Annotated in this window: 11 protein-coding genes; 3 read left to right on the top strand and 8 right to left on the bottom strand. The window is 64.1% G+C overall.

Features of this window, described 5'->3' with window-relative positions:
* Window positions 1-8: 8 nt before the first annotated feature.
* On the bottom strand, window positions 9-557 hold the full coding sequence (locus ABEH27_RS15395) for an Rnf-Nqr domain containing protein (RefSeq protein ID WP_346614421.1): 549 nt from the start codon (window positions 555-557) through the stop codon (window positions 9-11).
* A 90-nt stretch (window positions 558-647) separates the two neighbouring features.
* Window positions 648-2,693, bottom strand: coding sequence for a methionine--tRNA ligase (gene metG / locus ABEH27_RS15390; protein WP_346614420.1), 2,046 nt, complete (start codon window positions 2,691-2,693; stop codon window positions 648-650).
* A gap of 156 nt (window positions 2,694-2,849) precedes the next feature.
* Here metG and apbC point away from each other — a divergent pair, with 156 nt between their 5' ends.
* Window positions 2,850-3,944: an iron-sulfur cluster carrier protein ApbC gene (apbC, locus tag ABEH27_RS15385; RefSeq protein ID WP_346614419.1), complete on the top strand. Its 1,095-nt coding sequence runs from the start codon at window positions 2,850-2,852 to the stop codon at window positions 3,942-3,944.
* A gap of 197 nt (window positions 3,945-4,141) precedes the next feature.
* Here the strand turns inward: apbC and ABEH27_RS15380 are convergent, their stop codons facing one another.
* Complete coding sequence (locus ABEH27_RS15380; RefSeq protein ID WP_016488765.1) at window positions 4,142-4,351, bottom strand: cold-shock protein; 210 nt, start codon at window positions 4,349-4,351, stop codon at window positions 4,142-4,144.
* A 329-nt stretch (window positions 4,352-4,680) separates the two neighbouring features.
* On the opposite strand from ABEH27_RS15380, the gene dcd reads away from it, so the two are divergent.
* Together dcd and ABEH27_RS15370 are read left to right on the top strand one after the other, a co-directional pair.
* Complete coding sequence (dcd, locus tag ABEH27_RS15375; protein WP_012313046.1) at window positions 4,681-5,247, top strand: dCTP deaminase; 567 nt, start codon at window positions 4,681-4,683, stop codon at window positions 5,245-5,247.
* Between the two features lie 98 nt (window positions 5,248-5,345).
* Window positions 5,346-5,573 carry a hypothetical protein gene (locus ABEH27_RS15370; RefSeq protein WP_346614418.1) on the top strand — a complete coding sequence of 76 codons (228 nt, stop codon included), beginning with the start codon at window positions 5,346-5,348 and terminating at the stop codon, window positions 5,571-5,573.
* Window positions 5,574-5,586: 13 nt separating this feature from the next.
* Here ABEH27_RS15370 and pdeM read toward each other — a convergent pair whose 3' ends face one another.
* The 5 genes from pdeM to ABEH27_RS15345 all read right to left on the bottom strand — a co-directional run bounded on the left by pdeM (window position 5,587) and on the right by ABEH27_RS15345 (window position 12,655).
* Window positions 5,587-6,195: a ligase-associated DNA damage response endonuclease PdeM gene (gene pdeM, locus ABEH27_RS15365; protein ID WP_346614567.1), complete on the bottom strand. Its 609-nt coding sequence runs from the start codon at window positions 6,193-6,195 to the stop codon at window positions 5,587-5,589.
* A 44-nt stretch (window positions 6,196-6,239) separates the two neighbouring features.
* On the bottom strand, window positions 6,240-8,693 hold the full coding sequence (locus tag ABEH27_RS15360) for a ligase-associated DNA damage response DEXH box helicase (RefSeq protein ID WP_346614417.1): 2,454 nt from the start codon (window positions 8,691-8,693) through the stop codon (window positions 6,240-6,242).
* Window positions 8,694-8,761: 68 nt separating this feature from the next.
* Complete coding sequence (locus ABEH27_RS15355; RefSeq protein WP_346614416.1) at window positions 8,762-9,877, bottom strand: succinylglutamate desuccinylase/aspartoacylase family protein; 1,116 nt, start codon at window positions 9,875-9,877, stop codon at window positions 8,762-8,764.
* A gap of 106 nt (window positions 9,878-9,983) precedes the next feature.
* Complete coding sequence (locus tag ABEH27_RS15350; RefSeq protein ID WP_346614415.1) at window positions 9,984-11,642, bottom strand: ATP-dependent DNA ligase; 1,659 nt, start codon at window positions 11,640-11,642, stop codon at window positions 9,984-9,986.
* Complete coding sequence (locus ABEH27_RS15345) at window positions 11,639-12,655, bottom strand: ligase-associated DNA damage response exonuclease (protein WP_346614414.1); 1,017 nt, start codon at window positions 12,653-12,655, stop codon at window positions 11,639-11,641. The genes ABEH27_RS15350 and ABEH27_RS15345 overlap by 4 nt, the downstream gene beginning before the upstream one ends.
* Window positions 12,656-12,948 lie beyond the last annotated feature (293 nt).

Genomic DNA, 12,948 nt, shown 5'->3' with positions numbered 1-12,948 from the left:
AGCCAGTCTCACTGCCCGAGTAAGCCGTTGAGGCCCGAGATCGCGAGGGCCATGACACCTGCGCAGAGCAAAGTGACAGGCAGGCCGCGCAATGCGTTCGGCACGTCAGGGTGTTCGCACCGCTGCATCAGGTCAGCAAAAAGCACCAGGGCCAGCCAGAAACCCATCCCGGCGACTGAGCCGTAACCCAGCGCGGCAAGCCATCCACGGTGCTCGCCGATGACCTGCAATGCAAGGCCCAGCAGCAAGGCATTGGTTGCTATCGGCCAGGCCAGGTCTGCTGTTGGCCAATCAGGCCGTAACCTTGCCAGTGTTCGCGTTACACCCCAGGCGAGCAGTGCCATCCAAGGCAGCAGCAGGAACAAGCGCAGGTTCTGCAATTGCCAAGGCACCACGAGCAGACGCTCGAGCAGTTGCCCCCCGGTGACCCCAAACACGATCGACAAGGCGCACGCCAGGCCGCACACGTGCAGGCGCAGTCGTGAGGCCGGCTGTTGTTGCAAAAGCAGATGGCTGAGCAGCGCTGCGCTGACCAGAACCAGGGCATGGTCATTCATGCCAATGACGATAGCCGGGAATCGCTGGCGATGTCCGGTAATGCGCGAGGGGATGAAAAAGCCCCGGCACTGAGGCCGGGGCGGGGGAGGTTACTTGATGCGCTGGCCAGGCTTGGCGCCGCTGTCCGGGCTGAGCAGGTAGATCTCTTCGCCGCCAGGGCCTGCCGCCATGACCATGCCTTCGGACACACCGAAGCGCATTTTGCGTGGCTTGAGGTTGGCGACCATCATGGTCAGGCGGCCTTCAAGCTTGGATGGGTCGGGGTAGGCCGACTTGATGCCCGAGAACACGTTGCGGTGTTCGTCACCGATATCCAGGGTCAGCTGCAGCAGCTTGTCGGCACCCGGCACCGCTTCGGCCTTGACGATCAGCGCTACGCGCAGGTCGACGGCGGCGAAGGTGTCGAATTCAATTTCCGCCGACAGCGGGTCCTTGGCCAGTTCGCCGTTGCCGGCGGGTGCCTGGGCCTGGCCGCCAGCTGCCAGCAAGTCTTCCTTGCTGGCGGCGATCATGGCTTCGACCTTGGCCGGTTCGATGCGGCTCATCAGTGCCTTGAACGGGTTGAGCGTGTGGTTTTCCAGGCGCGACTGGTGGTCGTTCCAGTGCAGCGGCGCGACATTGAGGAACGCCTCGGCGTCGGCGGCCAGTACCGGCAGGACCGGCTTGAGGAAAATCACCAGTTGGCGGAACAGGTTGATGCCCTGGGCGCAGATTGCCTGGACTTCGTCCTGCTTGCCTTCCTGCTTGGCCAGCGACCACGGAGCCTTGTCGGCGATCCAGGCGTTGGCACGGTCAGCCAGGGCCATGATTTCGCGCATGGCACGGCCAAAGTCACGGGCCTCGTAGGCTTCGGCGATGGACGGGGCCGCAGCGAGGAACGCTTCGCTCAGCTCTGGCGCAGCGTCGCCGGCAACCATCACGCCGTCATTGCCCTTGTGAATGAAGCCGGCGCAGCGGCTGGCGATGTTTACCACCTTGCCAACCAGATCCGAGTTGACCTTCTGCACGAAGTCTTCGAGGTTCAGGTCCAGGTCATCGACGCCACGGCCGAGCTTGGCGGCGTAGTAGTAACGCAGGTATTCAGGCTGCAGGTGGTCCAGGTAGGTGCGGGCCTTGATGAAGGTGCCGCGCGACTTGGACATCTTGGCGCCGTTGACGGTCAGGTAACCGTGCACGTTGACCGCGGTCGGCTTGCGGAACCCTGCGCCTTCGAGCATGGCTGGCCAGAACAGGGCGTGGAAGTTGACGATGTCCTTGCCGATGAAGTGGTACAGCTCGGCTTTCGAGCCTTCGTTCCAGAACGCATCGAAGTCCAGCTCAGGGCGGCGTGCGCACAGGTTCTTGAAGCTGGCCATGTAGCCGATCGGGGCATCCAGCCACACGTAGAAGTACTTGCCGGGCTCGCCCGGGATCTCGAAGCCGAAGTACGGCGCGTCACGCGAGATGTCCCATTCCTGCAGGCCGGCGTCCAGCCATTCGGCCAGCTTGTTGGCCACGGCGTCCTGCAGCGTGCCGCTGCGGGTCCACTGCTGCAGCATGGCCTGGAAGTCCGGCAGCTTGAAGAAGAAGTGCTGCGAGTCGCGCAGTACCGGCGTGGCGCCGGAGATTGCCGACTTGGGGTTCTTCAGCTCGGTCGGCGCGTAGGTGGCACCGCATTTTTCGCAGTTGTCGCCGTACTGGTCTTCGGCCGCGCACTTGGGGCAGGTGCCCTTGATGAAGCGGTCGGCCAGGAACATGCCCTTCTCAGGGTCGAAGTACTGGGTGACCGAACGGGTGGCGATGTGCCCGGCGTCGCGCAGACGCGAGTAGATCATGCCCGACAGTTCGCGGTTTTCGTCGCTGTGGGTGGAGTGGAAATTGTCGAAATCCACCAGGAAGTCGGCGAAGTCGCTGCTGTGCTCGGCCTGGACGTTGGCGATCAGCTGCTCCGGGGTGATGCCTTCCTTTTCGGCGCGCAGCATGATGGCCGAACCGTGGGCGTCGTCGGCGCAGACATAGATGCACTGGTTGCCGCGCATTTTCTGGAAGCGAACCCACATGTCCGTCTGAATGTACTCAAGCATATGGCCAAGGTGGATGGACCCATTGGCATAGGGCAGGGCGCTGGTGACGAGAATCTGGCGTGGCTCGGACATGGTGGCTCGGCTACTTATATGGCTCGGGTAAAAATGAGGGTGATCGGCCACTATAAAGGGCCGGCGAATATATTTCACCCCATGTACGCAACTGCTGACGATTGACGGGTTAGGATAGGCGTCTGTTTGACTATCCGTTTGCCAATGGGAGCCTCCATGAGTGCCGTCACCCGTGCCGCCGTCGAAGGCGTGCTTCGCCAGTACACCGACCCTTATCTGAACCAGGACCCGGTCAGCGCCGGCTGCGTGCGCGCCATCGATATCCAGGGCGGGCAGGTCGCTGTGCAGTTGCAACTGGGGTATGCCGCTGGTCTGTTCAAGAACGGCTGGGCCCAGGTGTTGCAGACCGCGATCGAGAACCTCGACGGTGTCAGTTCGGCCCAGGTATCGATCGACTGCGTGGTCGCCGCGCACAAGGCCCAGGCCCAGGTGCCGGCCATGGCCAACGTCAAGAACATCGTCGCCGTGGCCTCGGGCAAGGGCGGTGTCGGCAAATCGACCACGGCCGCCAACCTGGCCTTGGCCCTGGCCCGCGAAGGGGCCCGGGTGGGCATCCTCGACGCCGATATCTACGGCCCCAGCCAGGGTGTGATGTTTGGTATCGCCGAAGGCACCCGGCCGCAGATTCGCGAGCAGAAGTGGTTCGTGCCGATCAAGGCGCATGGTGTCGAGGTCATGTCGATGGCCTTTCTCACCGATGACAACACGCCGATGGTATGGCGTGGCCCGATGGTGTCTGGTGCGCTGCTGCAATTGGTGACCCAGACGGCTTGGGACGACCTCGATTACCTGGTTATCGACATGCCGCCGGGTACCGGCGATATCCAGCTGACGCTGGCGCAGAAGGTCCCGGTGGCGGGTTCGGTGATCGTGACCACGCCGCAGGACCTGGCGCTGCTGGATGCGAAGAAAGGCGTGGAGATGTTCCGCAAGGTCAACATCCCGGTGCTGGGCGTGGTCGAGAACATGGCGGTGCACATCTGCTCCAACTGCGGCCATGCCGAGCACCTGTTCGGTGAAGGTGGCGGCGAGAAGCTGGCGAGTCAGTATGGCGTCGACTTGCTGGCATCGTTGCCGTTGTCGATGCTGATCCGCGAGCAGGCCGACAGCGGCAAGCCCACGGCGATTGCCGAGCCGGAAAGCCAGATTGCCATGGTCTATCAGGAACTGGCCCGCCAGGTGGGTGCACGGATCGTCTTGCAAGAAGCGGCGGCACCCGCTATGCCGAGCATTACCATCAGCGAAGACTGACGCATTTTGTGTGGGAGCGGCCTTGTGCCGCGAAAGGGCCGCAAAGCGGCCCCAGCACTATGTGGTTGGATCACATGGCTTGGGGGCGCTTCGCACCCCTTTCCGACCGGTCCGGCGCGCCGGCAAGGCCGCTTCTGGACAGGCATAAAAAACCCGCCAGAAGGCGGGTTTTTTTGAAAGCTAGGAAGCTAAATCGCTTAGGCGATTTGAACTTCTTCAGCCTGCATGCCTTTCTGGCCGCGGGTAGCGACGAAAGTAACAGCCTGGCCTTCTTTCAGGGTTTTGAAGCCGTCAGCTTGGATGGCTTTGAAGTGCACGAACAGATCGTCGCCCGACTGAGGGGTGATGAAGCCGTAGCCTTTCTCATCGTTGAACCACTTAACGGTACCGGATTGACGGTTGGACATTTTTCTGTCTCCTTGGACAAAGTAGATAACGGTCAGGAAAAACCCTGGCCGGGACTGAGTGCAAAGAGAGCAGAAAATTCAGCGATGGTGCGATCAGGATCGTGCATCAAACTAGAGATTCTCGGTGTCACGTGCAGCACAGTGGCGTCACCTTAACCCACTTTCCACGAGCTGCCAATCTCCAAAATAGCCTTTGATGAAATTCGGATCGGCGGCGGCCGCAAGCCCCGTCTGGCGCGGGATGCGGGATGGAACTTTAACCTGAGCGCGGGGACCGGTAAGATGCGCCTTTCGTTTTTTCACCTCGCAACTCTCAGGACACCCCCGCCATGAGCATCAAATCGGACAAGTGGATTCGCCGCATGGCGCAGGAACACGGCATGATCGAACCGTTCGTCGAGCGCCAGGTGCGCGGCGAGCACGACAGCCGGGTGATCTCGTTCGGCGTTTCCAGCTACGGTTACGACGTGCGTTGCGCCGACGAATTCAAGGTGTTCACCAACATCAACTCGGCCACCGTCGACCCGAAAAACTTCGACGCCGGCAGCTTCGTCGACGTCAAGAGCGATGTCTGCATCATCCCGCCGAACTCCTTCGCCCTGGCCCGTACCGTCGAGTACTTCCGCATCCCGCGCAACGTGCTGACCATCTGCCTGGGCAAGAGCACCTATGCGCGTTGCGGCATCATCGTCAACGTCACGCCACTCGAGCCGGAGTGGGAAGGCCACGTGACCCTGGAATTCTCCAACACCACCACACTGCCGGCGAAGATCTACGCCAATGAAGGCGTAGCGCAGATGCTCTTCCTCGAGTCCGATGAAGAGTGCGAAGTGTCGTACAAGGACCGTGGCGGCAAGTATCAGGGCCAGCGCGGCGTTACCCTGCCACGCACCTGAGCCGACGAGCGCGGGGAATTAGTTCTCGCTTGGGCACTCCAAGTTACTGAACAGTGCTGCCATGCATGATGCGTGGCGGCCCTAGTCAGGAGTTACCCATGAAACTCGATCCCGCAATCAGTGCAAAGCTGGCTGTGCTGCAGCCCAACCATATCGGCATGCTGGCGTGGTCTCTGCTGGCCCATCCTGCGCCGATGCACCTTGGCGGCGTACCCGGTCAGCCTGGCCCGGATACCCCGCAACCCGCCCAGCCTGGGGATACCCCACCCATGGAACCGGGCGAGCCAACCCTGCCCGATGAACCGCCTCCTGCCCCTGTGGCCTGAACGGCCCGTTCAGTCAGAGATGCAAGGGCCAGACCTGGTCCGCGCCGGCAAGGTAGATGCGGTTGCCCGGGTTCTGCTCGACATTCCAGCCGCCAGTGAATTCACCAAACGCCGGTAACAGGCTGACCTGACCCATGACGAAACAGGGCAGCCTCAGCCGCTGGCGGGCGCGACCACGCAGGACGTATACCGGGTGTACATGGCCTGACAACACCGGGTGGTCCGGGTGTGTTTCAGGTTCGTGTTGCAGCGCGAACGGCGGCAGTACCCAAGGTTCATCCTGAACCTCGATGCCAAGCTGTGCGGGTGGATCACCTGCATGGCGATCGTGGTTGCCACGCACCAGCACGATGCGCAACCCTGCATGGCGCGCCCGCCAGGCCTGTAGCTTGGCCATCGTTGCTGCGGTGCGGCCCGTTCGCGCATGCAGGAAGTCGCCCAGCACGATCAGCATCTCGCACTCACAGGCTGCAAGCAGTGCATCCAGGCGCTGGAGCGTGGCTTCGGTGGTGCCGCGTGGTACGGGTTGGTGCAGTGCACGGTAACTGGCAGCCTTGCCGATATGCACGTCGGCTACCAGCAGTGCACGACGGGCTGGCCAGTAAAGCGCACGATCAGGCATCAACCACAGTGTTTGCCCGCAATGTTCGATGGCCAGGTGTTCACTCACTTCGTTCTGCTCGCGGCTTTTTCAAGGTCGGCGACCATCCGCGCTATGCGATCCGCCAGCTTCTCTGTGCTCAGGGTTTCTCGCATGCCTTCCACCAGCAGCGTGAACGCCAGTGGCCCGGGCCGTCGCAGTTCGCGCACGTCCAGGCGCAGCTGGCTCATTTTAGCCAATTGACCCTGCAATCGTTCGATTTCCAGTTCCTCTCGCAGCACTTCGTCCCGTGCCTGGCCCAGCAGCAGGTTGCCGGCATCATGCTTGCGAAAGACCTCGAAGAACAGCCCGCTCGACGCCTGGATCTGCCGGGTGCTCTTTTGCGCCGCCGGGTACCCGCCAAACACCAGCCCGGAAATCTGGGCGATTTCACGAAAGCGTCGCAAGGCCATTTCACTGGCGTTCAGGCTGGCCAGCACATCATCCAGCAGACCCTCGCCGGACAACGCCGCAGGCAGGTGGGTGGCCCAGTCCACGGGGCTAGGGCTGAGCAGCTCGAAGCCATAGTCACTGACGGCAATGGACACCGACAGCGGTTGCTGGCGGCTGATCCGCCAGGCGATCAGGTTGGCCAAGCCCAGGTTGGCCATGCGCCCAGCAAAGGGGTACAGAAACAGGTGTGAGCCTTGGCGTGTGGCAAGCGTTTCGGCCAACAGTGTCTGTGTGCTGGGCAAGGCCGACCACTGCCCCTGAAGCGTGAGCAATGGGCGCACCACGCGCATCTCCGGGTCGTCGAAATGGCCGTGGGCGGCGGCATCGAGCTTTTCCACCAAGGCATCGGCCAGTTCGCTGGAAAGCGGCATTCGCCCGCCATTCCAGCGGGCGATGGCGGCTTTGCGGGCAGTGCTGCGGCGCACGTAGGCAGTCATGTTCTCTACGCGCACCAGCTCCAGTACACGCCCGGCAAAGACCAGGGTGTCGCCTGGGCGCAGGCGGGCGATGAACGCTTCTTCGACACTGCCCAGGTGTTTGCCGCCGCCACCTTTGCTCCAGTATTTGAGCTGCAGGCTGGCGTCGCTGACGATGGTGCCGATGCCCATGCGATGGCGCCGCGCCAGACGCTCGCTGGCGACCCGCCAGACACCATCGGCGTGGGCTTCGACGCGTTGGTAGTCAGGGTAGGCGCTGAGTGAGCTGCCGCCATGGCTGACGAAGTCCAGCGCCCACTGCCATTGGCTATCACGCAGCTCGCGAAATGCCCAGGTGCTGCGCACTTCAGCAAGCAGTTCGGCTGGGCGAAACCCACTGCCCAGTGCCATAGAGACCAGGTGCTGGACCAGCACATCCATGCACAGGCGTGGCGAGCGGCGTGCTTCGATATGCCCCGCAGCCAAGGCGCTGCGCGCCGCTGCGGCTTCCACCAGTTCCAGGCTGTGGGTGGGCACCAGGGTGATCCGCGACTGACGCCCCGGCGCATGCCCGGAACGCCCGGCGCGCTGCATCAGGCGAGCGATACCTTTGGCCGAGCCAATTTGCATGACCCGCTCCACTGGCAGGAAATCCACCCCCAAGTCCAGGCTGGACGTGCAGATCACGGCCTTGAGCGCACCCTGTTTGAGGCTGAGTTCCACCCAGTCGCGGGTCGCGCGGGCCAATGAGGCATGGTGCAGGGCGATCTGCCCGGCCCAGTCGGGGCGGGCGTCGAGCAAGGCCTGGTACCACAGCTCGGCCTGGGCGCGGGTATTGGTGAACACCAGGCTGCTGGCACTGCCGTCGAGCTCACGGGCGACCGGCTCGAGCATTTTCAGGCCCATGTGGCCGGCCCAAGGGAAGCGTTCGATGGCCTCGGGCAGCAGGGTGTCGACAATCAGGCGTTTGTCCTGGCGGCCCCGCACCAACTGGCCGCCCTCGGGCAACAGCACCTCGAGCGCATGGGGCAGGTTGCCCAGGGTGGCCGAGAGCCCCCAGGTCACCAGGCGCGGGTGCCAGCGGCGCAGGCGGGCAAGGGCCAGTTGCAGTTGCACGCCGCGCTTGTTGCCCAGCAGTTCGTGCCATTCGTCCACCACCACCAGGCGCAGGTGGGCGAAGTCCTCGCAGGCTTGTGCCCGGGTCAGCAGCAGGGTCAGGCTTTCGGGGGTGGTGATCAACGTGCTCGGCAGGCGCCTGGCTTGCCGGGCGCGCTCGGCGCTGCCGGTGTCACCGCTGCGCACACCGACGCTCCAGTTCAGGCCGAGCTCATCCAGCGGTGCTTGCAAGGCCCGGGCGGTATCTGCGGCCAGCGCGCGCATGGGTGTGATCCACAGCACTTGCAACGGCGCGGGCTGGCGCCCTGGGGCAGGCTGGGCAAAGGCGCGCAGCGCCGCAAGCCATACCGCGTAAGTCTTGCCGGCACCAGTGCTGGCATGCAGCAACCCCGATTCGCCGCGGCCGACCGCCGCCCAGACTTGCCGCTGGAAGGCAAAGGGCTTCCAGCCGCGTGCGGTGAACCAGGCATTGGCTAGGTCGGTTTGGGCGGGCATGCGGGCGCGGTGTCCTTCGAAGGCTGTGCTTATAAGGACCACCCGCCCGGTGCATTGGTTTTACCGAGTCAGTTCGCCAGCAGATAGCCGCTGCGGCACACCTGTTGACCTGCTACGTGGGCAATGACCATTCCAGCCGTGGCCATGCGCCGCACGCTACGGGCATACAGCAGGCCGGGCTGGCTGTTGCGCACGGCGGTCACCCGGTCGCTGAGCGGGTCGATGACTTCGGCGATAAGTTGGCCAGCCTCAAGCTGCTGGCCAGGCCGGGCGTGATACACCAGCAGCCCACCGAGAGGGGCCGATACCGGTTCGACAGCGGCCAGCGGGGTAGCGGGGCTGGGCAGTGCCGGCAAGGGCGCGGGTGTACCCGCTAGGACGCCCGCGTGGGTGAGGTAGTCAAGGATCGCCTGGCAATCCTTGCTCGCCAGGTCATGGCTGACGTCGGCCTGGCCACGCAGTTCGACGGTCACCGCTACGCTGCCCAACGGGATCGGGAAGCGCTTGCCAAAGCGTTGCTGCAGCTGCCACCAGACCAGGCTGAAACATTCATCGAACGACTGCCCGCCGGAATCGGTGGCCAACAGGCTGGCCTGGGCCCCCAGGTAGCGGGCCAGCGGCTCGACCTGAGGCCAGGCTTCCGGGGTGGTATAGAGGTGTTCGACCGCCTCGAAGTCGCAATGCAGGTCGAGGACCAGGTCTGCATCGCAGGCCAGCCGCTGCAGGATCAGGCGCTGAGACTGCAGCGGCGTAAGCGCCGGGTGGGCGTCCAGGCCGCGGCGCAGGTACTCGCGGATCAGCGCGAGGTTGTGCGCGGGGTCCTGGGTCAGATGCCCCTCGATCTGGTCGCCGATGCTATCGGAAAGGTCGACGAAATTGCGGTTGAAGTTCTCGCCACTTTGCAGCTCGAAACGGCCCAGCGGCGCATCCAGCATCACCTGCTCCAGGCCCACCGGGTTGGCCACGGGCACCAGGATGATTTCGCGGCGCAGGCGCCCTTGCTGTTCCAGCTCGCCCAGGCGGCGCTTGAGGTGCCAGGCCACCAGCATGCCCGGCAGTTCGTCGGCATGCAGTGAGGCCTGGATATACACCTTGGCGCCACCGCGCGGGCCGAAGTGGAAACTGTGCAGTTGGCGAGTGATGCCGGGTACGGGGGACAGCAAGTCGTGGGTCGAATGGTGCATGGTGGTCCTGATTACGTGGCGAAAACGGTCTGCGACACGGGTCGGCACAAAGCTAAGCATAATTTTGCCGGCTGTGCCTCTCTGCGCGTCTTGCCACGGTATGCGGTCAGGTTAGCAGTGCTTGCAAGGTCGCCAGGTCGTCCGCCTCGGCGACCGGTTTGTCCTGGCGCCAGCGCAACATGCGTGGGAAGCGCACGGCGATGCCGCTCTTGTGCCGCTTGGACAGTGCGATACCCTCGAAGCCCAGCTCGAACACCAGCGTCGGGGTCACGCTGCGCACCGGGCCAAAGGTTTCTACCGTGGTCTTGCGGATGATGGCATCCACCTTGCGCATTTCTTCATCGCTGAGGCCCGAGTAGGCCTTGGCGAACGGGACCAACGCACGCTCCGGGCTACCGGGTGGCGCGTTCCAGACGGCGAAGGTGTAGTCGCTGTACAGGCTGGCGCGACGGCCATGGCCGCGTTGGGCGTAAATCAGCACCGCATCGACGCTGAACGGGTCGATCTTCCATTTCCACCACACCCCCATGTCCTTGGTTCGGCCCACACCGTACAAGGCGTCACGCTGCTTGAGCATGAGGCCCTCGACCCCCAGGCTGCGCGACTGTTCGCGCTGAACGGCAAGGTCTTGCCAGTCCTGCCCTTCCAGCAGCGGCGAAAGCAGCACGGGGGCCAGTGGGTAGTCGGCGACCAGGCGCTGCAATTGCTGACGGCGTTCATGTTGTGGCCGGTTACGCCAGTCCTCGCCTTGCCACTCCAGCAAATCGTACGCCTGCAGTACCACGGGCGTGTCGGTCAGCAGCTTCTTGCCCAGGGTCTTGCGGCCAATGCGTTGCTGCAGCAGGGCGAACGGTTGCACGGCCAGCGCTTCGGCGGTGGCGCCGGGTTTCCAGACCAGGATCTCGCCGTCGAGGACGACGCCGTCCGGCAGGCTCTGCGCCAGGCTGTGCAGCTCCGGGAAACGGTCGGTGATCAGCTCTTCGCCACGCGACCACACCCACACCTGGCCATCGCGCTTGACCACCTGGGCGCGTATGCCATCCCACTTCCATTCGATCTGCCAGGCGCTGGGGGGGCCAAGCAGGTCGTCGAACTGCTCGGTGGGGGCCTGGAGGGCATGTGCCAGAAAGAACGGGTAAGGCTGGCCGCCGCGCTGGCTGTGTTCATCAGCCGATTCGGCGGCGATCAGCTTTTGGTAGCTGTCGGCAGTAGGGCGATGGCTGATGTCGGTGTAGCCAACCAGGCGCTGCGCCACGCGCTTGGCATCCAGCCCGGCCAGCTGTGCCAGGGCGCGGGTGACCAACAATTTGGACACGCCGACGCGAAAGCTGCCGGTGATCAGCTTCAGGCACAGCATCAGGCTGGGGCGGTCCAGTTGTGCCCACAGGGGAGGCAGGCGCTGCTGCACTTCTTCGGCGGGCAGCCCGCGAAGGGGGAGCAGGTGGCCTTCAACCCAATGGGCCAGGCCGTCGTCGCTGCCGTGGTGATTTTCAGGCAGCAGCAGCGATATGGTTTCCGCCAGATCGCCCACCGCCTGGTAGCTTTCTTCGAACAACCAATCGGGCAGGCCGGCCAGTGCCGTCGCCAGTTCGCGCAGTACGCGGGTAGGCACCAGCTGGCGCGGCCGGCCACCCGACAGGAAATACACGGCCCAGGCCGCATCTTCGGCAGGGGCGGCGGCAAAATAGTCGCGCAGCGCTTCGAGCTTGGCATTGCTGGACGTCGTGGCATCCAGCCGCAGGTAGAGTTGGGCGAAGGCTCTCATGCTCCGGCTTCCGTCGCAGGGGCGTCATCTTCCTCGCCATACTCGGTCACGAAGGCGCGGGCATCGAGGCCCTTTTCATTGAGCAAGCGCACCAGCACATTGACCGAGCCATGGGTGACCATCACCCGTTCGGCACCGGTCTGCTCGATGGCCCAGAGCAGGCCTGGCCAGTCAGCATGGTCGGACAACACGAAGCCACGGTCCACGCCGCGCCGGCGCCGCGTGCCGCGCAGCAGCATCCAGCCACTGGCGAAGGCATCGCTGTAATCGCCGAAGCGGCGCATCCAGCTGCTGCCTGCGGCAGAGGGGGGCGCCAGAACGATGGCTTGGCGCATGAGCGGGTCGTTTCGGGGCACATCACCCGCATAGAGGGTTTGCGGCAGGTACACACCCGCCTCGCGGTATACCTGGTTGAGGGGCTCCACCGCACCGTGCACCAGAATCGGCCCGATGCTGCTATCCAGGCCGTGCAGAATGCGCTGAGCCTTGCCGAAGGCGTAGCAGAACAACACGCTGGCCTTGCCCTGATCCCGGTTGGCCCGCCACCAGGCATTCACCCCGGCAAACACCTCGGCCTGGCTTGGCCAGCGGTAGATGGGCAAGCCGAAGGTCGATTCGGTGATGAAGGTGTGGCAGCGCACCGGCTCGAACGGGGCGCAGGTGCCGTCGGGCTCGACCTTGTAGTCACCGGAGGCCACCCAGACCTCGCCCTCATGCTCCAGGCGCACCTGGGCCGAGCCCAGCACATGCCCGGCCGGGTGCAGGCTGATGGTGACGCCGTGGTGACGGATGCGTTCGCCGTAGGTCAGCGTCTGCAAGTCGATGTCCTGGCCAAGGCGGCTGCGCAGGATACCGGCGCCAGGGGTGGCGGTCAGGTAATGCGCGTTGCCGCGACGGGCATGGTCGCCATGGCCATGAGTGATGATGGCACGCGCCACCGGCCGCCACGGGTCGATGTAGAAATCACCGGGCGGGCAGTACAGGCCTTCGGGGCGGGCGATGACGAGGTCCATGGCGTAGGCACTGGTGGTTGGGGTTACCAGTTAGGAGCGATGCCAGGGTTGGGAAGTTCGCAGAGGTTTGAGTTTGAGGTTAAGGTGCCTGTCGCGAGGGCAGTGGCGCTCTTGTGATCGAGCGCCGCCCGCGCGGCGCATCGCGGGCAAGTCGGATCGCCGCACCGCCGCTCCTTGTATCTCGACTTTCGCCTCCCAAGAGGCGAAAGTTCTCGACTGATCATCGAGGGAAGGTCTTGAAGCGGAGCCGCTCCTAGGGCATCGAGCCCGTACTGTAGATGACGCTCTGGCCT

Source organism: Pseudomonas sp. P39-UII1 (assembly GCF_039672635.1).
In the GTDB taxonomy this organism is placed as follows: domain Bacteria; phylum Pseudomonadota; class Gammaproteobacteria; order Pseudomonadales; family Pseudomonadaceae; genus Aquipseudomonas.
The sequence above is the reverse complement of the archived record's forward strand: the minus strand, read 5'-3'. Positions and strand labels throughout refer to the sequence as shown.